This is a genomic window from Marinobacter salexigens (assembly GCF_018860765.1).
Lineage (GTDB): Bacteria > Pseudomonadota > Gammaproteobacteria > Pseudomonadales > Oleiphilaceae > Marinobacter > Marinobacter salexigens_A.
On the sequence record NZ_JAHKPV010000001.1, the window covers coordinates 944,919 to 969,969 of the forward strand.

Here is a 25,051-nt window from a genome sequence, read left to right on the forward strand (position 1 = left end):
CTGAAACCGGAGACTCGACGTGATAAAACTCAATAAAACATTCGCTACATTGGCGCTGGCTGGCACCGTCGCTGTCATGTCCGCACCGGCGATGGCTCGTGACACTATCAGTATTGTGGGATCATCCACGGTTTACCCGTTCGCTACTGTTGTGGCTGAGCGTTTTGGCTCCAACACAGATTTCTCTACGCCGAAAATGGAATCCACAGGTTCCGGCGGTGGCATGAAGATTTTTTGTCAGGGTATCGGTACACAGAACCCTGATATCACCAATGCTTCCCGTCGTATGAAGAGCTCTGAGTTCGAGCTTTGCCAGAGCAACGGCGTGAAAGACATTGTTGAATTCCGTATTGGTTCTGACGGCATCGTGATTGCCAGCTCGCAGGAAGCAGATCACATGGATCTGACCCTGAAGCAGCTGTTCCTGGCCCTGGGTGAGAAAGTACCGCAGAATGGCGAGTGGGTTGCTAACCCCAATAAAAACTGGAGCGATGTTGACTCCAGCTTGCCAAACAAGCCTATCCGCGTAATGGGACCGCCTCCGACTTCCGGTACCCGTGATTCATTCAATGAACTGGCGTTGGAAGGTGGTTGTGATCAGCTACAGGAAGCCGAAAGCCTGAGCAAAGATGAGCACAAGGCGATCTGCCAGAGTATTCGTGAAGACGGAGCCTTCATCGAAGCGGGTGAGAACGATAACCTGATTGTTCAGAAACTCATCGGTGACAAAGACATGTACGGTGTGTTCGGTTACAGCTTCCTGGAAGAGAATGCTGACCGTTTGCAGGCGGCCTCCCTCAACGGTGTTGAGCCTACTCAGGCAAACATCGCAGAAGATAAGTACCCGGTTGCACGCTCTTTGTTCTTCTACGTGAAGAAGGCTCACGTGGGCGTGGTTCCTGGTATCGTTGAGTACGCTTCCGAGTTCGTCAGCCCCCGTGCCATGGGCCCGAACGGTTACCTGAAAGATGTGGGTCTCATCGTACCGACTCGCGAAGCTTTGATGGAGCTTCAGGACAAGGTAGAAAATATGCCTAACCTGACTCTGAATGAGCTGAAGTAAACCGGAATATTTCGGTTAATGCAGGGTGCAGGCGTACACGAGCCTGCACCCTTCTGTGTAGTTGAAGACAGGAATTCTCATGCAACCGTTAAACCTGCTTTTATTGACGATGCTGCTGGCCGCAGTCGCCTATGTGCTGGGCTCCGCGCGCTCCCGCACATTGGCTATGCCGCTCGGCGGTGTGCGTCACCTGAAATCACTGCCCGGGTATTATGGCGTTCGTGCAGCCATCTGGTGCGGAGTACCTGCGCTCGTTATCCTTGGATTGTGGGCAGCGTTTGAAGGCAAGATGATCCAGTCAATCGTGGTCGGTACCCTGCCTGATACCATGATTCCGGATACGGCAGGTGAAGCCAGCCTTCTGATGAGTAAAATTGGCAATGTTGCCAATGGCTCCTTACCACCTGGCTTTGTGGAGGAGCCGGTAGCTAAGGCGGCCGAATTACTGCAGGTACTTCAGGTACAGAGCAAGATTTACATGACGGGCCTTGTTCTTGCTGTTGCGCTGTTGGCGGGATTTGTGGGTTGGGTGAGGATTCGCCCATTACTGAATGCTCGTGAGCAAGTCGAAGCCATTTTGCGCTGGTTCTTTTTTGCCTGTGCCGGCGTTGCAGTTTTGACAACGGTAGGTATCGTTTTTTCGGTGGTGTTTGAAACCATCCGATTTTTCGAGCAAGTGCCATTTTTTGAGTTCTTCTTTGGCACATCCTGGAGCCCCCAGCTGGCCCTGAGAACCGATCAGGTGGGCTCGGAGGGAGCCTTCGGTATGATCCCGCTGTTCACCGGGACTTTGTTGATTTCGTTTATTGCGATGTTGATCGCAGCGCCTGTTGGTTTGCTATCGGCAATTTACCTCTCTGAATACGCCAACAAACGGGTTCGCAGCACCGTCAAGCCCTTACTGGAAATGCTGGCAGGTATTCCCACGGTGGTGTATGGCTTTTTCGCGGCCTTGACGGTCGCGCCGTTCATCAGTGATCTGGCCAGTGCAATTGGCGTGGAGGCCTCTTCACAGAGTGCTCTCGCAGCGGGGTTGGTCATGGGTATCATGATTATCCCGTTCGTGTCCTCGCTTTCAGACGATGTTATTAACGCTGTTCCCCAGACACTTCGTGATGGCTCCCTTGCTCTGGGTGCCACTCAATCTGAAACCATGAAGAAAGTTATTTTCCCGGCGGCATTGCCGGGCATCATGGGTGGCCTTTTGCTGGCCGTGTCCAGGGCCATTGGCGAAACCATGATTGTAGTAATGGCTGCTGGTCTGGCGGCTAACCTCACTGCCAATCCTCTGGAAACGGTAACCACCGTGACGGTACAGATTGTCACTCTGCTGGTTGGTGATCAGGAGTTTGACAGTGCCAAGACTCTGGCTGCGTTTGCACTGGGTGCGATGTTGTTTATCTCTACCCTGTTGCTCAACGTTATTGCTTTGAAAATTGTTCGAAAATACCGGGAACAATATGACTGATCATACTTCACAAGCGGAACTGGTTCGCCGGTCCCTCAAAGGCAGATATCGCAAAGAACGCCGTTTCCGGGCTTATGGAATCGTGGCTATTGCAATAGCCCTCGCTGCTCTGGTTACTCTGTTTACCGATATTGTAGGCAAGGGGTACACCGGATTCCTGAAAACAACGATCACTCTGGAAGTGACCATGGATCCGGATCTGATGTATTTGGATGACCCTACAGATCCGAAACAGGTCCGTATGGCGGACTTCGTTGCACCTCTGGTAGCTGCTGTGGGTAGGGCTCTGCCGAGTGCAACTCAAGATGATCAGGACGCCTTACGCCGGTTGATCAACCCATACGCTTCCAGTGAGCTTCGAGACGCGCTGATTGAAAATCCGGAATGGATGGGGACAACGCGAACCATGTCTTTTCTGGCGCACAGTAACGTTGATGTGTATGTGAAGCACAAAGGCGATGCAGCATACTCGATCAAGCTAACGGACCAGCAACAGGCCTGGGTGGATGACCTCAGAGCGCGCGAGCTTGTAGAGACCAGCTTCAACGATGTGTTTTTCACCAGCGGTGATTCAAGGGATCCTGCCAAGGCGGGTGTTCTGGGGGCGATCGTTGGCTCTTTGCTGACGATGATCATTACTCTGGTACTGGCGTTCCCCATTGGTGTCGCTGCCGCTATCTACCTGGAAGAATTCGCCCCGAGGAACAAGCTGACGGATTTCATTGAGGTGAACATTAATAATCTGGCTGCGGTACCGTCTATCATTTTCGGTTTGCTGGGCCTTGCGATTTTCATCAACCTGTTCGGCATGCCGCGTTCAGTGCCGGTGGTAGGTGGCTTGGTACTGACCTTGATGACCCTGCCTACCATCATTATTTCCAGCCGCGCAGCAATCAAGAGTGTACCGCCTTCGGTACGCGAAGCTGCTGAAGGTATTGGAGCTTCGAAAATGCAAGTCGTGTTGCACCATGTGCTTCCGTTGGCCTTACCGGGCATGTTGACCGGCTCGATCATCGGTATGGCTCAGGCGCTGGGCGAAACCGCACCACTTCTGTTGATAGGCATGGTCGCGTTTATTGTCGAAGTCCCGGAAGGGCTTTTTGATGCCGCAACTGTTTTGCCCGTTCAGGTGTTTCTGTGGGCTGGCAGCCCTGAGCTGGCATTTATTGAACGTGCTTCAGCTGCGATTATGGTCTTGTTGGCTTTTTTGATGAGTATGAACGCATTGGCTATTTGGCTGCGTAAACGTCTTGAGCGCCGGTGGTAAGGAGAATAGATATGAGTACTGTTAGTTCGACGATAACCAACAAAATGCAGGCGCCAGATGATAAGGCCATGCCGGTAACAGAGGATAAGGTCATGCCGGTAACAGAGGCAAAGCCCGAACAAACGGTGTTGGAGGAGGGCGTGACGGTTGGTACGCCCTTCGCGGACGACCCCAAGTTCAAACTGCGGGATGTGGAGGTGTTTTACGGTGAAACACAGGCCATAAAAAATATCAGTCTGGACGTCGCCCGGAATGAGGTTATCGCCTTTATCGGGCCTTCCGGTTGCGGCAAATCCACCTTTTTGCGCTGTTTGAACCGCATGAACGATAGCATTGATAGCTGCCGGATCAAAGGTTCATTGCTGTTGGATGGGCAGAACATCTATGACTCAAAGCGAGACGTAGTTGAGCTGCGCGCTCGTGTTGGCATGGTTTTCCAGAAGCCCAACCCCTTCCCAAAATCTATCTACGACAATGTCGCCTATGGCCCGCGGATTCATGGTTTGGCCAATCGCAAGTCTGATCTGGACGACATTGTAGAAAACAGTCTACGCAAGGCAGGCCTTTGGAACGAGGTGAAGGATCGCCTTGATGCCATGGCAACCGGCATGTCAGGGGGGCAGCAACAGCGGCTGTGTATCGCAAGAGCCATCGCCGTCAGCCCCGAAGTGGTGCTGATGGATGAGCCCTGTTCGGCGCTGGATCCTATTGCTACTGCCAGAATTGAAGAGCTCATTACTGAGATGTCCGAGAGCTACACCATTGTGATCGTGACCCACTCCATGCAGCAGGCCGCGCGAGTGTCCAACCGCACCGCCTACTTCCATATGGGGCACCTTGTGGAAGTAAACGATACCAGCAAGGTGTTCACTACGCCGGAACACGAGCTGACCGAATCCTACATTACCGGTCGTTTTGGTTAATCCCGGTGCGCAGAACAAAAGAGGAATACAGCATGCCTACGAATAAAGACGACGTTTACGGGGACCATATATCTAACAGTTTCAACGACGAATTGCTGGCATTGAAAACCCGATTTCTAAAAATGGGTGGTCTGGTGGAAACTCAGATCGAAAGTGCTTTGAAGGCGTTGGTTGACAGTGATGGGTATTTGGCGGAAGAAATTCGAGCCAACGACCGAATGGTTGACCGGATGGAAATGGACATCGACGAGGAGGCGATGCTCATTATCGCCCGCCGTCAGCCTACTGCCCGAGATCTGCGACTGGTTATTTCAGTTATCCGAATGGTTGCGGATTTGGAGCGAGTTGGCGACGAAGCCAAAAAAATTGCCAAGTTTGCCATTAAACTCACCGAAGAAGGGCAGACTCCCCAAGGATATGGGGAGATTCGCCACATTGGGGCTCACGTCATGGCCATGCTCCATGATTCGTTGGATGCCTTTGCTAGACTGGATTCCGAACAGGCCTTGCGGGTGATGAAGGAAGATAAACGAGTAGATGAAGAGTATCAGGCTGCGGCCCGCACTTTGCTGACCTTCATGATGGAAGATGCTCGCAATATTTCACGCTGCATGTCGGTAATGTGGGTTCTGCGGTCGTTGGAGCGGGTGGGCGATCACGCCTGCAACATTGCCGAAAACGTGATCTTCATGGTGAAAGGCGAAGACGTGCGCCACACACCAATGGAAGAAGCCGAGCGGGTGGTGGGGCGCTAAAGCCCCACGCTATCCAAGTTTTGGTTTCTCAGGCCTGCTTCATTTTGTCGGTATACGGCGGCCAGCCTAGAGGTTTGCCTGCCAATAGATGCAGATGAATGTGGAATACGGTCTGGCCGGAGTTTTCACCGCAATTCATCACCGTGCGATAGCCGTCATCGGCAAAGCCCATCTCTTTCGCGAGCTTGGCGGCTACCCAGTAAAGGTGGCCGACCAGTTCTCGGTCCATCTCCTCGATATCATTGATGGTAGCAATCAGCTTTTTGGGGATGATCAGTAGGTGTACCGGTGCTTGCGGATTGATATCGCGAAACGCCAAGCTGATGTCGTCTTCATAAACGATATCCGCCGGGATTTCGCGATTAATGATCTTGGTGAAAAGCGTTTCTGACATTTTGGCTTCCTTTTGTTTATCGTTGTCCAAATATTCAAAGCTGGCTCAGCCCCGGCAACCGGGCTGTTAATTGCCGGATAACCGCTGGGAGCTCATCGTCGATTCCCATGGCATAGCGTGCTACCCGATTGCGTGCGAAGGGCAGGGCACGGACGGTGCCCAAGCCGAGGTTCCGGAGCAAATGAAGCGGCGGGATCTGGTTGCTAAACAGATGATAAAACGCATCCATGGCGAACATCATACGCCTGTTCGCAGGTCGCCGTTGCTGCTCATAGCTGGCCAGCCATGAGGGCTTGGCCAGGTCGTCCCCGGCTCTCTTGGCTTCTTTCAAAAGACTCTGCAAACACTGGGCATCCTGAAAACCAAGGTTTACGCCCTGTCCCGCTAAGGGATTGATGGTGTGAGCGGCGTCTCCCACTAGCACAATACGCCCCGCCGAGTAGTGTTTGGCGTGTTGGCGGGCGATGGGAAAGCTGGCGCGATCTTCAATATGGGTAAGCTGTGGCAGTTCGGCCGGAAAGCCCTTCTGTATCTCCACCATCAAAGCTTCAGTGTTCAGGGTTTTCAGTCGGGCGATTTCTTCTGGCGAGTCGTACCACACCAGTGAAGCGCGGCTTTCCCCAGAATGACTGGCGCCTACGTTATAAAGTGGCAGAAAGGCTCTGGGACCGGACGGGTAAAACCCCTGCCAGGTGATATCTTGCACTGGCCCCTGATAACGCACAGAAATAACCATGGCCTGCTGATCGTACTGGTTCCGGGTAACACCGATGCCCGCCCTGTCCCGCACCCGGGATTGCGCACCGTCGGCACCAATAATGAGTGCGGCGGTCAGTTCCTCGCCACCCTCAAGCACAACTTTGACCTGAGCATCAGTCTGGGTAATGCCAGTGACGCCCTTGCCTGCCAGTATGGTAACCGAGGGCTCGGCTTGTGCAGCTTGCCAAAGGCCCTGCTGGGTTACGGAGTTTTCAACAATATGGCCTAGGTGAGGAGCGTTCAGCCCGGCGGCATCAAATTCCACCTGATTGGACGTGCGCGGTAGCAAGTTGCTTAATGGATGAGGGGTTTCGTCCCATACCGCTAGGCGGCGATAGGGTGTTGCGCGCATATTTAGGATATGGTCCCAAGCGCCCAGACTTCGCAGATAGCGTTCGCTTCCAGCGCTTAGGGCAGAAACGCGTATATCGGGGGCCGAGCCCGGATCGAACTTGGGTGCAGGGGCGCGATCAACCATCGCGACACTGAAGCCTTCCTGCCCAAGGCCAGTAGCCAGTGCGGCGCCAACCATGCCAGCGCCGACAATCACAATATCAAATGCTTGAGTCATATCGGTTTCCTGTCTGATGCCCACAGTTTACGCGATGGCAACAATCAGACAAGCGACCGGGGTCAAGCCGAGTACAATAGCAGCATTAACCTAGCACCCCAGATACCTGTTGTTCCGAGTGCTCCCCATGCTGGCGTCGGCCTTTCAGTAACCAAGCTGGCTTGGGAGCACCGGGCTTGTTAAAGCCTCGATTGAGCACCATGGGCTGAACCAGGTTCAGAAAATCCCGGGTTTTCATGTGCAGGGTTTCTGTATGGCTGCCTGCGGCAAAGGCCAGCTCGGATTGTTCTGTTAGCGGTTCGGCGCAGTAAACGGTCATCCCGAACAGGTTGCCGAAAGGCGGCATGGCCCCGACTTCACAGTCTGGGAAGCGATCCTGAAATGCCTGCTCGTCGGCAAGGTCAACAAAGTCGGTATCCAAAATGCGGGAAAGGCTCTCCCAGCGCACGCGCCAGGTTGCTGGCATAACCAGCATCGCCATTTTTCCATCCAGTTCGATAATGACAGTTTTAACGACCTTATCACCCGCAATTTTTACGTGGTGGGCAAGATCCTGAGCGGTAAATGCGGGAGGGTGAGTGAGGCACATGTATTCAACATTGGCCTCATCAAGAAACTCTTTTAGCTGCTGTATCGGCATAGAGAAAGCCTCCTACCAGCAATGACAACTATCCGAAGCGGTCGGCATGTGTAGCTTGCTCCGGCGACGTTCTGACGGGGCCCCAAGGGCCCCGTCATTATTGGTCAGCTTAGCTTAGGTTGTGCTGTTTGCGAGTAACGGGTTGTATCTATGTGATACGGATTGCTATTTCACTCGGTTTTGTACATGTGAACGTCGCGCTGAGGAAAGGGAATGGAGATACCTTCCGCATCAAAGGCTTTTTTCACACGCTCTTGCATGTCCCAGTAGAACGGCCATAGGTCCCCAGACTTTGTCCAGGCCCGAACAGTAAGATCAACAGAGCTGTCTCCAAGACCACCCACCACAATCAGCGGCTCGGGATCTTTTAGCGCGCGCTCATCTTCTTCGATAAGCCGTTTGCAAATGCTCTTGGCTTTATCGATATCGTCGTTGTATCCAATGCCGAATGTCATGTCGCAGCGGCGGGTATCGTAGACGCTCATGTTGGTTAGGCTGGAGTTGGATAGCTGGCCGTTGGGGATCACTACGCGACGATTATCGAAGGTGTCGACAACCGTGTAGAGAATGCTGATTTCACGAACCGAGCCCAGAAAGCCCTGAGCTTCGATCACATCGCCCACTTTGAAGGGCTTGAAAAGCAGAATCAGCACACCACCTGCAAAGTTGCCCAGACTGCCCTGCAGTGCAAGGCCAACAGCCAGACCTGCAGCACCAATGATAGCGACAAAGGAAGTCGTGGCGATGCCTACCATGGAAGCAACAGAGATCAGCAGCAGAATCTTGAGAATCGCGCCAGTCAACCCACACAAAAACTTGTTAAGGGTAGGATCCTTTTTCCCAAGTTTTGCATCCAAAACGTTCACAAAACGATTGATCAGCCACATACCGATAATCAGCGTAATAATGGCCAACAGAACTTTAGGGGCATAAGTCATGACCAGTGCAATGGCCTGATCTATGTATTCAGAACCGCGCCCGTCAGCGCTAAATAGGTCTTCCATAGGGACTCCTTGAGATTACTGTTCTTAGTTAATTATCATTTTCTGTGTGGTTCCGGTGTAGCCGGATGAGTTTACCGCATTTTATAGCAGACAAGGCGCCCGGGGTATATCGGAGTTGCAGCGGGCGCTCACATTACTTGTGTAGAGCTATCGTCGCTCGCCCAAGCAATTACGGTATCTGCGCCGCCTCGAATAAGAATTTGTCCCTGCTTCTGGCTAAGTTGGTAGTCGTACATGGGGTCGTAGTAGTTCTGCAGCAAAGGCTGGATCCAGGCGTCATGGCTGTAAACGTCACCCCGGTTTTCCTGTTGCTGCAGGGCTTGCTCCATAAGACCGCGCAACTGGCTGTGACGTTCGCCGCCCAGACGTTTGCTTATGCGTTCGAGCGCGCCAAGCAGGTAGTCGCGGAAGTTCAGCCAGCCTGCTTCTTCTCCGTCTCGGTTCATGTAATCGGCGCACATACCCTCTACGTAGTCTTCTCGGATAATGCGTATGCGCTCTTCTAAAGATTGTTCGAGGATAAGAAGTGGTGCGCGAGCCATGCGTTCTTTCAGTGCATCGGGCAAGGCACAGCGGCCGACCAGACGGCTTTCATCTTCAAGATATATCGAGCCACCCGTAAGGTGGTGTGCTTTGAGCATGGCAACGGCCAGTCTGTTTTCAAAGTCTATTTGCGAGGGCTGCGGTGTTACCTGACGTCCGAAGCTGGAGCCTCTATGATTTGCCAACCCCTCCAAATCTACTGGGTTAGGGAGTTGCTGCAGCACGCGCGTTTTGCCGGTACCTGTGCGCCCGCTGAGAATGCGGAAATCGCCGGGCTCAATGAGATTGTTGAGGCTGTCGATAAGAAACCGGCGTAAAGCCTTGTAGCCACCCTTGATGAGAGGGTAATCAATACCGGCGTCTTTGATCCACTGCTGCGTAAGTCTGGACCGCAAGCCACCCCGGAAACAGAATAAGTAACCCTCGGGATGGTTTGCTATAAACCGTTTCCAGGCTTCGATTCTCTGTGCCTGAATATCGCCCGAAACCAAATGGTGCCCAAGCCGGATGGCTTCATCCTGCCCCTTCTCCTTGTAACAGATCCCCACCCGGTGCCGCTCTTCGTCATTCATCAGGGGAGCGTTCTGAGCACACGGGAAGCTGCCTTTGGCGAATTCTACGGGTGCCCGTACATCCATCAACGGGGTGTCGTTTAGGAATAGGGGGAGATAATTATCGGTATCGGGTCTGCTTGCCATGACAGGGCTCAGTCGCTTGCCAGAATGAGGCAGCAGTATAACGGATGGGACACGGAATAAAAAAAGGGCAGCCCTAGGGCTGCCCTTTACCGGAACAGGTCGGCGCATCCTTGCGCTGAGTGCAACAGCCTTGTTGCGAATCCATTTGCCACTCCGTGGTGCCAGCATCCGAGCCAGCCATCCGAATAGTTATCCCTTAAGCCAGATATCCATGTATCCCTGCTTCTCCCAGCACTCCGTGCCGGGGTGCATCCAGTGCGTCGTCCGTTTCCTTGCCATCCCTGACGAAGTCACTATACCAATGGTTGATGATAGAAACCTGCGGGTTCTAGCCTGTCTTTGCTAGTAGGGTTGACGGTTGGAGTTAATAAAGATTAATAGTATCAGTGTATTAGGGTATTCTGGTGTGGCAGTATGGCCTCTGCGCACGTCAGATCACTGCAAGATCTCACATGCTTGTGAGATATATCTCACATGGAATTGGGCGAATCTCTCAAGCCCTGATGGCTCACTTTGCGTAGTCCCGGCCAGAGTAGGAGTCCGATTAGAATGCCTCCGCCATTGGCGGCGACGTCCAGCAGCGAAAAGTCTCTGTATGGCAGGTTGGCCTGTACGGCCTCGATGCCCAGTCCAAACGCCAGTAAAACCGGTGCGTACCAGATGGCTCGTAGCTGTGGCCAAGCTAGTCGAGTGAGAATGGTGAGTTCAACAAAGGCGATCAGGTGGTTCACTTTGTCGCTGGGAGCGGAAGGTATCGGGTAACTGTTGTTAGTGGTTGCCAGAAAGCCGATAGCAACAACGGATAGCACCAGGGCAAGGCGCCACAGCGGGCGGCAGTGCAACAAAACGGTCAGTTGGTGTCTCAGTGTTGCCATTAGTGAAATCCGTCAGAGTTCTCTGGCTGTGTGAAGGTTTTCAACATGATATGCTTTGCGCCCCGTCACTGTCATTGAAGCGGAGGGCCAATCGGCGATGCTCAGAGGTAATTTTTTTCGTGGACTGGGCTATTTGGGTGAAGGCTTTCGCCTGATTCGCCAGCCTGGTTTGCGGCTATTCGTTGTCATTCCGCTTGTAATCAATATTTTTCTCTTCGGACTGCTGTTTTATTTTCTGGGCGAACTGTTCGGCGTATTGATTGCGACCGCGATGGACTGGCTGCCCGACTGGGCCTGGTTGCAGGCGTTGGACTGGTTGTTCTGGATTCTCTATGGCGCTGTAATCTTGCTCATGTTGGCTTACGGTTTTGTGATTATCGCAAACCTTATTGGCTCGCCATTCTATGGTTACTTGGCAGAACTGACGGAGAAGCATCTTACCGGTCAGGAAGTTAGCACCGATGACGGCTGGGCAACCATCATAAAAGACATTCCTCGGGCGCTTTGGCGCGAGGTCCAGAAGATCGCCTATTACCTACCCCGAGCTTTGGGCCTGTTTATTATCGGCATCATTCCAGTGGTCAACGTGGTTGCAGCCGTGCTGTGGTTTTTGTTCAACAGCTGGATGATGGCGCTGCAGTATGTAGATTACCCAGCGGATAATCATAAGGTGAGTTTTAAGGCGTTGCGCCAGTTGCTTGCCGATACTCGCCTGTCAGCTTTGGGCTTCGGGCTCCCAGTGGCATTGGCCGCTATGGTGCCGGTTCTTAATTTGGTCGTAGTTCCAGCCGCAGTTTGCGGCGCGACCGCCTATTGGGTGCGCGAGAAAGGCGCAACACGAAACTAAAGAGTCTGGAGGTTTTTTGGACGCATCGGATTTTGCTATAGGTCAGCGCTGGGTCAGCCACAGTGATACAGCGCTTGGCCTAGGAATAGTGACAGATATTTCTGGTCGACGGATTACCCTAGGGTTTCCAGCGGCAGACGAAGAGCGCACCTACGCTATTGATAACGCGCCGCTTTCTCGCATCGTGTATCAGCTAGGTGAAGAAATCGAGACCTTCGACGGTTCCAGATATCTGGTGCGCGCGGTTGAAGACCTCAGTGGCGTACTGCTTTATCACGGCGAGGCGGTAGGTGATGGCGAGCAACTTGAAACGGATTTAGAGCAGATATCCGAAGTGAAGCTCGCGGGTTCCGTTAATTTTTCTGCGCCGCACCAGCGCCTCTTTGCTGGCCAGTTTGATCGCAACGGGGCCTTTCGCCTGCGCTTCGCCACACTGCAACACATGGACCGCCTGCGTGCGTCCCCCGCACGCGGGCTAATCGGCGCCCGCACGCAGCATTTGCAGCATCAGGTTTACATTGCCCATGAAGTTGCGAAACGCCATGCGCCACGGGTGCTTTTGGCCGATGAGGTGGGCCTTGGTAAAACCATTGAGGCTGGCCTAATCCTGCATTACCAACTGCAGACCGGGCGAGCCCGGCGGGCGCTGATTGTGGTTCCGGATTCGCTGATACACCAGTGGCTGGTGGAGATGCTAAGGCGCTTCAATCTGCGTTTCTCTATTGTGGATCAGAGCCGCTACGATGCCTTAAAAGACTCCGAAGACGATGTCGACGCTTTGATGAATCACATCTTCGGTGAGGAATCGTCCGTTAACCCGTTTGAAAGCGATCAGTTGGTGCTATGCAGTCTCGATTTTCTGGTTAATAGCAAAAAAGCCAGAACCGACGCATTGAAGGCAGGTTGGGACCTGATGATTGTCGATGAGGCCCATCACCTAGCTTGGAGTCCGGAGGAGGTTAGCCCTGAGTACCAGTTAGTAGAAGAGCTCTCTGGAGTAAGTGAAGGCTTACTACTATTAACAGCAACGCCGGAGCAGGTGGGTGTGGCCAGCCACTTTGCCCGGCTGCGACTGCTCGACCCTGCACGGTTTCATGATTTACAGGCGTTTCAGGACGAAGAGCACCAATACGAAGCGATTAACGACGTAGTGCGGCGTATACAAGATGAGAGCTCGGAGATCCAAGGGGAGGACCGTAAGGCCTTGGAGCTCTGGTTGGGCGATGAGGTGGCGCAATTGTTGGCAGGGGACTCCCCACGCCAATCTATTATAGACGCACTGCTGGACCGTCATGGCACTGGCCGGGTTTTGTTCCGTAATACTCGCGCTGCCATTCAGGGCTTTCCGGAGCGCCGGGCCAATGCGGTGCCTCTGGATTGCCCGGCCATGTATCAAGATCAAGCCTTTGGCTACCCCGGCTTGGCTCCTGAGCAGTCGGTGCCGGAAGAGCAATGGCTTGCAGATGATCCGAGAGTTGTCTGGCTAGAGAAAAAACTAGCCAGCTTGCGTCCCGCGAAAGTGGTGGTGATCTGCGCCATGGCTGAAACGGCCATGGCTCTGGAAACGTATTTGCAGCTCCGGGCAGGCATTCGCAGTGCCGCCTTCCATGAACACTTGAGCCTCTTGGAGCGCGACCGAGCCGCCGCCTACTTTGCTGACGACGAACAAGGCGCTCAGGCATTGATTTGTTCCGAGATTGGCAGCGAAGGTCGCAACTTCCAGTTTGCGCACCATCTAGTGTTGTTCGATTTGCCCGCAAACCCCGACTTGCTCGAACAGCGTATTGGGCGACTTGACCGCATCGGGCAGAAGGAAACCATCGATATTCACATTCCTTACCTTAGAAACACGTCGCAGGAGGTCCAATACCGCTGGTTCCATGAAGGTTTGAATGCGTTTTCTGAAAGTTGCGCTGTGGGCGTGGCGGTACAGGAGAAAGTTAGCGAGCAGTGGAATAGCGCCATCGAAGGCGATTTATCCGTACTGGACAACCTGGTTGAAGCGTCGGCGGCAGAGACTGATCGCTTGAAAACGCTGCTACAGAATGGTCGAGATGCGCTGATTGAACTTAACTCCTGTCGCCGGGATATTGCGGATACGCTGATTGCCGGTATTGAAGAGGAAGAAGGCTCCGTTCAGGTGCGCGACTACATGATGGATGCCTTCGATATTCTCGGCGTGGATGTGGAAGACCACTCTGAGCATGCAGACATTCTGCGCCCCGGCGAGCAATATCAGGCTGGCCACGTTGCTGAGTTGCCGGAAGATGGTGTAACCGTTACCTGGGAGCGCCAGCATGCTCTGGAGCGGGAAGACATAGGGTTTATGAGCTGGGAGCACCCTATGGTTACCGGCGTGATGGACTCGGTGACCAGTTCCGGGCTGGGCAAAGCGGCACTGGCAAGCTTGTCAGTGAAGGCATTGCCAGCAGGAACCTTGCTTATGGAAGCCCTGTTTACGGTGCACTGCCCGGCGCCCGAAGCCTTGCAGTTGACGCGTTATTTGCCGGTTTCACCCTTACGGTTGCTGGTGGATGTGAACGGTAAAGAGCTTTCTGGTGCACTGCCCCATGATCGACTGAATGATCTGTGCTCCAATATCCGGCGGCGCACCGCGCAGGCGATTGTGCCGCAGATTCGGCCACAGGTGGAAACGATGGTAGACCATGTGGAGCGCTTGTCTGCTCCGCATCTGGAGCCCATGAAACAAAAGGCTCTTGAGCAGTTAGCGGCAAACTTTGAGCCGGAAATTCGCCGACTGGAAGCCCTGAAGGAAGTGAATCCGGCGATCCGCGAAGAGGAAATTGATTATTTTCGCAGTCAGCTAACGGCCGCACAGGAAGCCATTGGGCGCGCGAGTCTGGCTTTGGAAGGGATTCGGGTGATCGTCACAGCTTAGAGCTGTTTTTTGAGATACCCTTGAGTAAACTTTTTTCAATTGACCCATGGATAACAGAGAGACCCTATGATGACTTTGATTCTGTTTCTAGTGGCACTGGCAGGCTTGCTAGTTGTTATGCGACGTGAATCCGGTGCCAAACCGGCTATCGGTGTAATGCTTGTGGTTGGCATTCTATCGTTGGTGTTTGCGTCAGGATGGCTGGCTTTGATTCTCTTTATTGGCGCTGCTGCTACTGCTGCTGCCGGGTTGCCGGGCTTGCGTCAGGGCTGGCTCACACCGCGCATTTTCGCCATGTTCAAGAAAGTGGCTCCAAAAGTATCGGCTACCGAGAAAGTGGCGCTTGAAGCTGGCACCGTGGGTTGGGACGGTGAGCTATTTACTGGGCAGCCGGATTGGCACAACCTGCTGATCAATCGGCACACCGGCCTAAGCGAAGAGGAGCAGGCCTTTGTAGATAACCAGTGCGTTCAGGCGGTCTCTATGTGTAATGCATGGGATATCGCGGTAGAGCGCGCCGATCTTCCGAAAGAACTGTGGGACTTCCTCAAGAAAGAGAAGTTCTTCGGAATGATAATCCCCAAAGAGTACGGCGGGCTTGGTTTTTCTGCAAAAGCCCAGACTGCAGTACTGCAAAAGATTGCCGCCAACGAGATGTTGATGGTTTCCGTAGGCGTACCCAATTCTCTTGGGCCAGGCGAGTTGCTGCTCAAGTACGGTACGGATGAACAAAAAGACCACTATTTACCGCGATTGGCTGATGGCCGTGAAATTCCATGCTTTGGGCTCACGGGCCCTCGTGCTGGCTCGGATGCCACCTCTTTGCCGGATGTGGGCACCGTGTGCAAACAAGACATAGACGGTAAAGAAGTTATTGGTATAAAGCTCAACTTTGAAAAGCGCTGGATCACCCTTGCGCCCATCGCGACGGTGGTGGGGCTGGCGTTCCGCATGTTTGACCCGGACGGCCTGCTTGGTGACACCAAAGACTATGGCATTACCTGTGCGCTGATTCCCCGGAACACTAAAGGTATGGAAATCGGCCGCCGCCATTGCCCTATCGGTAGCCCCTTCCTGAATGGCCCGATCATCGGTAAGGACGTATTCATCCCGCTGGATTACATTATCGGTGGTATGGAAATGGCTGGCCAAGGTTGGCGCATGCTGGTCGAGTGCCTCTCTGTTGGCCGCTGCATCACGCTGCCCTCAGGTGCGGCAGGCTCCGCTGCCTACGCTGTGGGTACTGCTGGCGGCTTTACCCGCATCCGCCGCCAGTTTAACACGCCGGTGGCAGACATGGAGGGCGTACAGGAGCCCTTGGCTCGCATTGCAGCTAAAACCTACATCTCTCAGGCCGCAGTTAACCACACAGCTAACATGATTGATAAGGGCGAGAAGCCAGCTGTGCCATCGGCGATCCTCAAGTATCACCTGACTGAATTCCAGCGCGGCATTTTGGCAGATGCCATGGATGTTCACGGTGGCAAAACGGTGACTCTGGGGCCGCGTAACTATCTGGGTATAGGCTATAGCGGCTCACCTGTTTCCATTACGGTGGAAGGTGCCAACATCATGACCCGGAGCCTGATGATCTTCGGGCAGGGCGCGATTCGTTGCCATCCTTATGTACTTAAAGAGTTGGCCGCTAAAGATAATGACGACATCAATGCATTTGACGACGCCTTCTTTAGCCATGCAGGTTTGATTTTCGGTAACGCAGCTCGTGCCTTTACTCAGGCGCTTAGCATTGGCCGCGCCGATGTTCCGTTTGACAGTGCCAGCAGAAAGTACGCTCAGGCGGTTGCCCGGTTCAGTGCCGCTTTTGGCCTCTGTTCCGACGCCGCTATGACGACGCTAGGCAGTGAATTGAAAATGCGTGAGTTGATCTCTGCACGGCTCGGCGACATGCTCTCCAATTTGTACCTCGCTTCCATGGTGCTCAAGAACTGGCACGAAACCCAACCAGTGGAAGGTGAAAAAGAGGTGATGCAATACAGCCTTGAGTTGCTTCTGCATCGCACAGAGGAGGCCTTGGATGGGTTTCTACAAAACCTGCCGAATCGTGCGGTAGCGCTGGCTCTGCGCGCAATCACCCTGCCTCTGGGTAGGCGTTGGGGTAACCCCCATGATGATCTTGCTCGCAAACTTGCTCGATTTATTTCCACCGATACGCCGATTCGTCACAAACTGCTTGTTGGCACTTGGACGACAGAAGGCGAAGGTGCGGTGGAGAATCCGGTCGCTCGTTACAATGGCTTGCTGAAAGACTACGACAAAGCCGAACAGCTCTATCGGAAAGCTACGAAGGCCTATGCCAAAGGTGAGCTCCCGGCCACTGCGCTGCACCCGGAAGAGCGCTTTGAAGCGGCATTAGAAGCTGACATCTACACCAAAGAGGAAGCCCAGTTTATGCGTGAGTATGAATCTGTGGTGCTTGAAATGCTCACTGTGGACGATTTCCCGTTTGATGAGTTTGCACGCAACAAGGAAACCTTGATTGATCACAACCCAGCGTAAGCAGGTAAGCGGCTGACCATGTGGTTATCGCTCATTGCAGTCAGCGCAGGTGCCGTTGTCGGCGCTAACCTGCGCTGGCTGCTTGGGCTTTGGTTGAATACAAGCTATCACGCGATTCCATTTGGAACCCTTGCCGCCAACTTAGGTGGTGGTTGGTTGGTTGGGTTGTTACTTGGCTATTTCAGCCAGAGCAGTTCGCTGGCGCCTGAGTGGCGTTTGTTTGCCATTACCGGCTTGTGTGGTGCGCTGACAACATTTTCTACCTTTTCTCTCGAGATGTTTGCTGCGATTCAAGACGGCAAATGGGCGATGGCCATAACGGGCATTCTCGCCCATGTTGTTGGCTCTATACTCATGACTGCATTGGGTATTTATACCTTTGGTGTATTGAAAGGCTGATGGGTATGGCTACCTAGGCGATTTATTTTAAATCTACTTGGCAAGCCGATGATTCAGTAGTAGAGTGTTTTGGAAGGAAAGATTCAGTAAAGCATTTCATGAATATGACGTACTCCGCAGTTAGTAGTGACCGTCCTGTTTTTGATCCCGCGAGTTCTGTATTTCCGTAAAACGCTGACCAGCCACATTCAGTGAATGGCAGCAGATAATATGATTGATTTCAGGAAGTTTAAGTATGTCTACTACTACCGGTACTGTTAAGTTCTTCAACGAAGCTAAAGGCTTTGGCTTTATCACTCGTGAAGGCGGCCCGGACGTTTTTGTTCACTACAGCGCAATTCAGGGCAGCGGTTTCAAGACTCTGGCAGAAGGCCAGCAAGTTGAGTTCACCGTTACTCAGGGCCAGAAAGGTCCTCAGGCGGAGAACGTTACTCCTCTCTAATCCCGTTCGGATAGAGTAGTAACCGCCAAAAGGCAGCTTCGGCTGCCTTTTTTCGTTATAAGGATTAGGTTATTTTCCTGTGTTACGGGATTGTTGTGGTACATTTTCAGCTAGGCACTGTGTTATTGGAAAGTGTCTTTAAAGGGTTACACAACCGGAGAGTTTATGAAGCTGTTTGGATCAACTACCTCGCCCTATGTCCGGCGCATCCGCATTCTGCTTGATGAGGAACGCTACGACTTCGTTAATCTGGATATTTACGGAGAAGACCGTGACGAAATCAGGCGCAACAATCCGGCGCTGAAAATACCTGTACTTGAAAGCGACGGTCAGGAAATCTACGATTCCCGGATAATTTCCCGCTATATCAGTTCAAAGCAGGGCCGCGACCCTCTTACTTGGGATCAGCAGAATCAGCTTACCCTGATTGACGGTGCTAATGATTCAGCCGTTATTTTGCTATTGGCAAAGCGCTCCGGACTGGATGTGGACACGCCTGGCGTGTTGTTTTTTGATCTGCAGCGCGAGCGCATTATGACAACCCTGCGTACACTCGCCGCTCAGGTTGAAGACGGACAGTTCGAGGAGTGGAATTACCCGGCCATGTGCCTGTATTGTTTGGTGGACTGGTTCGATTTTCGCGACCTTGCTGACTTCTCGGGCGTCGAGAGCCTGCTTGCCTTCCGTGACAGCCGCAAAGACCTCCCTTGGGTAGCTGAAACCGACCCTCGCCAGCCTTGATCGTTCGCTAGTAAGGTGCCCTTCAGGTCGGGCACCTGCTGCTTTAACCAACGCCCCTATCCCTTCTTTCGTTGTTTTTCATTCCTGCTATTGCTCATTGATTTGCTCACTTGTCGTAATTTGACAGGGTGTTGTCGCAATTCGGTAGTGCGTTATTCACACAAGCGGATTAGTTTCTAAGTTGGCGCCATAAAAGTTGCGTGCTGTTGTGTTTCGGGCATTAGGTGCTCGACCTCTCCCGACTTCCAAGAATTTAAAGGAACCTATAACAATGACGAAACTGACGAGACGGGACTTCCTGAAGGCGTCTGCCATGGGCATGGGCGCAGTGGTTGTTTCGACTGGCTTAGCTGGCTGTGTATTTGATAGTGACGACAACCGCTCTACAGAGTTTACTCACGGTGTAGCCAGTGGCGACCCCTTGGCCGACGGGGTGGTTCTCTGGACCCGGGTAGTACCGAGCAAAGAGTTTGAGAGAGCCGTTAGCGTGGCTTGGGAAGTGGCTACGGACTCTGGTTTTGAAAACCTCATTCACTCAGGTACGGCTGAGGCCAGAAACGCCCATGATTTTACGGTTAAAGTCGACGTTCGTGGTCTTGCCTCTGGCCAGACCTATTACTACCGGTTCCGTACGTCCGACAGCCAGTCCTCCGCGGGTAAAACCCGAACGTTACCGGAGGGCGGCGTGGATTCGGTTCGATTGGCAGTGGTGTCTTGTGCAAACTACCCCGCGGGTTACTTCAACGTCTATCGTGAAATCAGCAAGCGCGAAGACCTAGATGCGGTTGTGCATCTGGGTGATTATATCTACGAGTACAGCAGTGAAGCGGGCAGTTACGCTGCGGCTGACGCAGCTGCGCTTGGCCGCACCTTCCCAGCAGATAACGATGTGGAGTTGATAACGCTGAAGGATTATCGACGCCGCTACGACATTTACCGGTCGGATGCAGACCTGCAGGCGCTGCACGAGAAAGTACCGTTTATAGTTGTTTGGGACGATCATGAAGTCGCAAACGACGCTTGGCAAAACGGCGCAGAAAACCACAATGCCGACGAGGGCGACTACGGCACCCGTAAGCTCGAAGCCCTGCAGGCATACTTTGAGTGGATGCCCATACGTCCGGTGTTTGAGGGGAATGACGAGGCGATATTCCGCACTTTCCGGTTTGGTGATTTGGTGGACCTGCACATGCTGGATACCCGGCATATGGGGCGAGATGAACCGCTGGACTATCTGGATTACTTTTCATCGGATGGCAGTCTCAATCAGGCTCAGTTTATTGCGGACGTTGGCAGCCAGAGTCGCACCTTGTTGGGTGCCGAGCAACTGCTCTGGCTTCAGTCCTCAATGGGATATTCCACGGCCAAGTGGCAGGTGTTGGGTCAACAAATACTCATGGGGCGCATGAACCTTCCGGCCGAGTTACTGGTTGCTATAGCAACGGAGAATTTTGCGGGCTTGCCTCAGGCACTTGGAGAGTTAGCGCAGCTCAAAGGCCGAAAGTTGGCAGGAGACCCCACACTCACAGCCGCAGAGTTGGCGCGGATAGAAACTGCTGCACCTTATAACCTCGATGCGTGGGACGGCTACCAGTATGAGCGGGAAGTTGTTCTGGGTACCGCAAAGCAGTTGAACAAGAATCTTGTGGTGCTGGCGGGGGATACCCACAACGCTTGGGCCAATAACTTGAAAGACTTTAATGGCGATCAAATAGGCGTGGAGTTTGCCACGTCGTCGGTGTCATCGCCGGGCTTGGAGGAGTATCTGCAATTGCAGGCGGATCAGGTTGCTGGAGCCGAGCAAGGCATTAGTTTGCTGGCGGATGATCTGGATTACCTGAACCTCAATCAAAGAGGCTACATGATGGTCACCTTCACAGCGGATGAGGCGCGGGCTGACTGGTGCTTTGTGGACACTATCAAGGCTCGTGATTACGCTATTGATGCTACTCGCAGCACGAGCCGGAGAGTCCGGCCCGGCATGGGTAACCGCCGTTTGGAGTCTGTTCCGTCCTGACGGTTATGGCAGGCCGCGAGTGATCAAAGTAGGGTCGCCGCGGCCTTCAACGGCTGCCAATTCGGCACTCGATAGCCACTCTCCGGGTGGCTTGTTTAATGCGTTGGCGCAAGCGGCCAGAGCGTGGCCCCAAGAGCAACGATTGGCAAACAGCATGCCTGCCTCGTTCAAGGTGCCGCCGCGATTGATGTAACCCAATATTCTACTTTGACTGGGGTTTGGGAACAGTGTGTGCATGTGCCCGCGAAACACCTCCGGTCGCATGTGAGTCAGCGCAACTCGCCGATGCAAACGGCTAGGAAACAACCGTTCCCGTTCAATCTCCGGCATGCAGATTTCTGCTTCAAACGTGTCTCTCGGCTCGCGGAAACGCCCGGGTTCCTGCACGTAGACCAGTCGGAAAGATGTGCCTGTTTCACGCAGGCGCTCGCAAGCGCGAATGGCTTCTGAAAGCTGGTAGGCTCCGTTGGCGATCAACAGGACTGGCTCGTTGCCAGATGTGTCCTCGTCCACTACCAACGCGCCATGCCGTGCAAGAGCCTCGGCTTCGTGGGTATCGAACACGCAAGGCCGGTTTCGTTTGGGTATGACCATGCAACTGATGGTTCCGCGCCCTGTGAAAACCGAAGGAAGAACCGCCAGAGTGCTGTTGTAATCCGCTGGGAAAAGAACCCGGGACACATCGCTCATTTCACCCAGCAGGCTTTCACAAAAGGTGGTGTCTTGATGCGATTGTTCGTTCTTGCCGTTTTCCCAAGTGTGGGAAGTGGCAATCACCGGCAGGCCAAGCCAGCGAGCAGAGCGGCCAACAGCTTTCTGGTGACGCGCAAAAATCAGCTCTTGGCGGATTGCGCCAAGCATTTTTACGCAGAAGGCTTCGTAGCTGGCGACCAGATTGACCCCGGCTTTGTTGGCCAGACAAGCAGACACAACGGCTTCTTCGTTCAGTGCGGTGATGATCTTGCCATCAACCGACTCCGAGTCATTCTCGGGATCGTTAACCCGGTGTTTGAGGTCTTCCAAAACCCCTGTCAGGCGATTGCTTGCAAGCTCATCGGGGTTGCCCACACGCGCCCTGAGCTCTGGGTTTTGCGTCACCAGAGCCCGGAAGAAGTCGTCAACTGCCCGCATGGGAGAAACTGACTCGTGGCATGCGGCAATGACTGGAATAGCTAAGTCTGGCGGATTGCGCTTCGCCAGAGGATGGTCGCGTTCCAAGGGGCGGGACTGTTGTTCATGCTCTTTTAGCCGCAACACGCTTTGTGCAAGTTCCTGCGGAGCTACCCAAAGGCGCGATGCGTGTTCCTGAAATAATTCCCGAGCCCGAACGTCCAGTCGCGGGTTGCCGGGTAGTGGCAAATTGTGTGCTGGGTTTAATCCCGCGCCATAAAAGCCAAAACCTTTCACCGTTTCGGCAATGCCGTAGGGAATGCGAACCGGATAACTCAGCTCGCCTTCCAGCGCACTGTCACGCCGGTACTGGAGAGAGTTTTCCATTTCGGCAAGCGCACAAACAAAGGCCGCCGGATCGCGGCCATCAAATCTGAAAGGATCAAAGCCCAGAGCTGCAAGGCGTGCCTCAAACCTTTCAAGCCCCTTGCGGGTGCCCAGTTCAGTACGCTGTTCAATACGCCGACCATTGGCGATCATTACTGGCATCACCAGACCGCAGTCGGCTGCCCGCCACCAACGAGGGATCCAGTCACTGCCGCGCTGCTCTTCAGCTGCGCCATCAGACAAAAAGGCGATGAGTGATTCGTCAGGCAGCGGCATGTGGGCGTACTGAAGCTCGGCAAAGCCTAAGTAACCGCCTTCAATAATACCGCCCGCCGTGTATGGGTTAACATGACTTCCCAATGGGGCTGCTGTACTGCCATCCGGCTTTTGCTGGTAGCTGTAAAAATCCGCTACCATCCGTGACAGCCCATCCGTTCCGGTGTAGCGTTTATGCTGTTCCGGCAGAAGGTTGCTGGTGAGTACGTTCAGCGCATCGATGGCGGCTACGCAATGCCCTTGGCCCATCAGCCAGCTTCGGGTTCGCCCTGTCAGGTTATTTAGAGCCATGTAGGCTGCATAGGCTGGGACCATGTTCAACGCGCCGCCAGTATGGCCTTCGGGATTGCACTTGAAGTCCTTTGCAGCCAAAGGGGCGCCAGAGCTGTCTACGCGGTTTGCATAAGTCATGTGTACGACCAACCACATGCCAGCGCTGGTTAGCCGGTCTAGGTCCGCCAGCTTGCGGTAGACTGTAGCGGTATCAGGTTGGAGGCCTGCGGCAACAAGACGAGAAGCAAGAATTTGAACATGCTCGCAAGTGGTGTCGGTATGCTCGATGACGCCATAGCCGCGGCGCCAGAGTTCGTACTCTGGGCAAACCGTTGATGGCGAAATGGGTGATGACATAGCTTGCCTCCAAGGCATAATTATTGTGCAACGATTGTAAGAGGCACTCGCATTGCGCCGTTTGATTCAGGTCAGGCGAACAGGCTTCTCACGACAACTGCGTTTTGTAACCGTTTTAAAGGAGAAACTGATGACCGATGACAAACGCCGCCGTTATTCCGCCCCTGTGGTGGATGGTGTGGGTAAGTCCGCTAGCCGGGCTATGCTGCGGGCTGTCGGTTTTACCGATGAGGATTTCCGTAAGCCGCAGATCGGCATTGCCTCCACCTGGAGTAATTTGACGCCCTGTAACATGCACATTCACGAGTTGGCCGAAGCTTCCTCGGCGGGCGCTGATTCAGCTGGCGGCAAGTCATTGATCTTCAATACCATCACGGTTTCTGATGGCATTGCCAATGGCACGCTCGGCATGAAGTATTCGCTTGTGTCGCGGGAGGTTATCGCTGATTCCATAGAAACTGTGGCAGGTTGCGAAGGGTTTGATGGGCTGGTTGCCATTGGGGGGTGTGACAAAAACATGCCAGGCTGCCTAATAGGGCTGGCCCGACTGAACCGGCCATCGGTGTTTGTGTACGGCGGCACCATTCTGCCCGGTGAGAACCATACGGACATTGTGTCGGTATTCGAGGCGGTGGGGGCTCACGCTCGGGGCGATCTCGATTTAATTGAAGTTAAACAAATTGAAGAAACAGCCATTCCCGGCCCGGGTTCCTGTGGCGGTATGTACACTGCCAACACCATGGCATCGGCTATTGAAGCTATGGGAATGAGCCTGCCGGGAAGTTCCGCACAGAATGCGGTATCCAATAACAAACTGGATGACTGCCGTGCCGCGGGTGCAGCGGTTTTGAGTCTTCTGGATAAAAACATCAAGCCTTCAGACATCATGACCCGAGCGGCGTTCGAGAATGCGATTACCGTTGTGATTGCTTTGGGTGGCTCAACCAACGCAGTTCTGCACCTTTTGGCAATGGCCAGCACGGTTGATGTGGAGCTGAGTCTGGAAGACTTCGTAGAGATTGGTAAGCGCGTACCTGTTCTTGCTGACTTGCGTCCTAGCGGCCACTACATGATGTCTGAGTTGGTGGCGATTGGTGGCATACAACCTCTGATGAAGATGTTGCTCGATCGAGGCTTGTTGCATGGAGACTGCCTGACTGTAACCGGCCACACGCTGGCGGAAAACCTGGCTAAAGTAGAGCCTTATGCCGAAGGTCAGGACATTATCCGTGCGTTCGACAATCCTGTGAAAGCTGACAGCCACTTGCGCATTCTCTATGGCAACCTGGCACCGGAAGGCGCTGTTGCAAAGATCACCGGTAAAGAAGGTACTCATTTTTCCGGGCGTGCCCGGGTGTTCCATTCCGAAGAAGAAGCGCAAGCGCGGATTATCGACGGAACCGTGGTTGCCGGTGATGTGTTGGTGATTCGATACGAAGGCCCGAAGGGTGGCCCGGGCATGCGTGAAATGCTTACGCCGACATCGGCAATTATGGGTAAGGGCCTTGGCAACGATGTAGCCTTGATCACGGATGGTCGTTTTTCCGGAGGCAGCCACGGCTTTGTCGTTGGGCATATAAGCCCGGAAGCTGCAGAGGGTGGCCCCATTGCGCTGGTTGAGGATGGCGATACAATTACCATCGATGCGGTGGCAAACACCATGGTATTGGATGTGCCTGACCAAGAGCTTAAACGCCGACGCAAAGCTTGGGTTGGTCCCGAACCACGATTCACGCGTGGCGTGCTTGCCAAATACGCTCGCACAGTAAGTTCTGCGTCCACTGGCGCGGTTACCGACCTGCCATGATGCATCAATAACGCAGAGA

The 25,051-nt window shown here is 53.6% G+C and carries 20 protein-coding genes; 13 read left to right on the top strand and 7 right to left on the bottom strand.

All coding sequences use genetic code 11. From position 1 onward, the window contains the following. Positions 1-19: 19 nt before the first annotated feature. From KO508_RS04275 to phoU, 5 genes are all read left to right on the top strand, one after another. Positions 20-1,063 carry a substrate-binding domain-containing protein gene (locus tag KO508_RS04275; RefSeq protein ID WP_436836605.1) on the top strand — a complete coding sequence of 348 codons (1,044 nt, stop codon included), beginning with the start codon at positions 20-22 and terminating at the stop codon, positions 1,061-1,063. A 79-nt stretch (positions 1,064-1,142) separates the two neighbouring features. Continuing rightward, positions 1,143-2,531, top strand: a complete 1,389-nt coding sequence (gene pstC / locus KO508_RS04280; protein ID WP_216007062.1) for a phosphate ABC transporter permease subunit PstC — start codon at positions 1,143-1,145, stop codon at positions 2,529-2,531. Next, entirely contained in the window at positions 2,524-3,798 is a 1,275-nt protein-coding gene (pstA, locus tag KO508_RS04285; RefSeq protein WP_216007063.1) for a phosphate ABC transporter permease PstA, read from the top strand. Before pstC ends, pstA begins: the two co-directional genes overlap by 8 nt. 44 nt (positions 3,799-3,842) lie before the next feature. Beyond that, positions 3,843-4,721 (top strand): phosphate ABC transporter ATP-binding protein PstB, encoded by an 879-nt coding sequence (gene pstB, locus KO508_RS04290; protein WP_436836611.1) that lies wholly within the window; start codon positions 3,843-3,845, stop codon positions 4,719-4,721. Between the two features lie 32 nt (positions 4,722-4,753). Then, complete coding sequence (phoU, locus tag KO508_RS04295; protein WP_216007065.1) at positions 4,754-5,476, top strand: phosphate signaling complex protein PhoU; 723 nt, start codon at positions 4,754-4,756, stop codon at positions 5,474-5,476. 28 nt (positions 5,477-5,504) lie between these two features. Here phoU and KO508_RS04300 read toward each other — a convergent pair whose 3' ends face one another. From KO508_RS04300 to KO508_RS04325, 6 genes are all read right to left on the bottom strand, one after another. Further along, complete coding sequence (locus KO508_RS04300; protein ID WP_216007066.1) at positions 5,505-5,870, bottom strand: histidine triad nucleotide-binding protein; 366 nt, start codon at positions 5,868-5,870, stop codon at positions 5,505-5,507. Between the two features lie 34 nt (positions 5,871-5,904). Continuing rightward, the gene (locus KO508_RS04305) at positions 5,905-7,200 is read right to left on the bottom strand and encodes an FAD-dependent monooxygenase (protein ID WP_216007067.1); all 1,296 of its coding nucleotides are present in this window, start codon (positions 7,198-7,200) and stop codon (positions 5,905-5,907) included. 85 nt (positions 7,201-7,285) lie between these two features. After that, on the bottom strand, positions 7,286-7,840 hold the full coding sequence (locus tag KO508_RS04310; RefSeq protein ID WP_216007068.1) for an aminoacyl-tRNA deacylase: 555 nt from the start codon (positions 7,838-7,840) through the stop codon (positions 7,286-7,288). 170 nt (positions 7,841-8,010) lie between these two features. Further along, complete coding sequence (locus KO508_RS04315) at positions 8,011-8,844, bottom strand: mechanosensitive ion channel family protein (RefSeq protein ID WP_216007069.1); 834 nt, start codon at positions 8,842-8,844, stop codon at positions 8,011-8,013. 128 nt (positions 8,845-8,972) lie between these two features. Continuing rightward, on the bottom strand, positions 8,973-10,085 hold the full coding sequence (gene mnmH / locus KO508_RS04320; protein ID WP_216007070.1) for a tRNA 2-selenouridine(34) synthase MnmH: 1,113 nt from the start codon (positions 10,083-10,085) through the stop codon (positions 8,973-8,975). Between the two features lie 470 nt (positions 10,086-10,555). Beyond that, positions 10,556-10,960, bottom strand: a complete 405-nt coding sequence (locus tag KO508_RS04325; protein WP_216007071.1) for a VanZ family protein — start codon at positions 10,958-10,960, stop codon at positions 10,556-10,558. A 97-nt stretch (positions 10,961-11,057) separates the two neighbouring features. Between KO508_RS04325 and cysZ the strand changes: the two genes are divergently transcribed. From cysZ to KO508_RS04360, 7 genes are all read left to right on the top strand, one after another. Further along, positions 11,058-11,807, top strand: coding sequence for a sulfate transporter CysZ (cysZ, locus tag KO508_RS04330; RefSeq protein WP_216007072.1), 750 nt, complete (start codon positions 11,058-11,060; stop codon positions 11,805-11,807). A gap of 16 nt (positions 11,808-11,823) precedes the next feature. Continuing rightward, complete coding sequence (rapA, locus tag KO508_RS04335; protein ID WP_216007073.1) at positions 11,824-14,706, top strand: RNA polymerase-associated protein RapA; 2,883 nt, start codon at positions 11,824-11,826, stop codon at positions 14,704-14,706. A gap of 66 nt (positions 14,707-14,772) precedes the next feature. Continuing rightward, a complete protein-coding gene (locus tag KO508_RS04340; protein ID WP_252737800.1) occupies positions 14,773-17,223 on the top strand; it encodes an acyl-CoA dehydrogenase in 2,451 nt (816 codons plus the stop codon). An 18-nt stretch (positions 17,224-17,241) separates the two neighbouring features. Further along, positions 17,242-17,622 carry a fluoride efflux transporter CrcB gene (gene crcB, locus KO508_RS04345; protein ID WP_216007074.1) on the top strand — a complete coding sequence of 127 codons (381 nt, stop codon included), beginning with the start codon at positions 17,242-17,244 and terminating at the stop codon, positions 17,620-17,622. A 235-nt stretch (positions 17,623-17,857) separates the two neighbouring features. Beyond that, entirely contained in the window at positions 17,858-18,064 is a 207-nt protein-coding gene (locus tag KO508_RS04350; RefSeq protein WP_071265711.1) for a cold-shock protein, read from the top strand. Positions 18,065-18,229: 165 nt separating this feature from the next. Continuing rightward, on the top strand, positions 18,230-18,805 hold the full coding sequence (locus KO508_RS04355; protein ID WP_216007075.1) for a glutathione S-transferase family protein: 576 nt from the start codon (positions 18,230-18,232) through the stop codon (positions 18,803-18,805). Positions 18,806-19,076: 271 nt separating this feature from the next. Then, positions 19,077-20,822, top strand: coding sequence for an alkaline phosphatase D family protein (locus KO508_RS04360; RefSeq protein WP_216007076.1), 1,746 nt, complete (start codon positions 19,077-19,079; stop codon positions 20,820-20,822). Positions 20,823-20,825: 3 nt separating this feature from the next. On the opposite strand, the gene KO508_RS04365 is transcribed toward KO508_RS04360, so the two are convergent. Continuing rightward, entirely contained in the window at positions 20,826-23,225 is a 2,400-nt protein-coding gene (locus tag KO508_RS04365; RefSeq protein WP_216007077.1) for a xylulose 5-phosphate 3-epimerase, read from the bottom strand. 130 nt (positions 23,226-23,355) lie between these two features. Between KO508_RS04365 and ilvD the strand changes: the two genes are divergently transcribed. After that, positions 23,356-25,032 (top strand): dihydroxy-acid dehydratase, encoded by a 1,677-nt coding sequence (gene ilvD / locus KO508_RS04370; RefSeq protein ID WP_216007078.1) that lies wholly within the window; start codon positions 23,356-23,358, stop codon positions 25,030-25,032. Positions 25,033-25,051 lie beyond the last annotated feature (19 nt).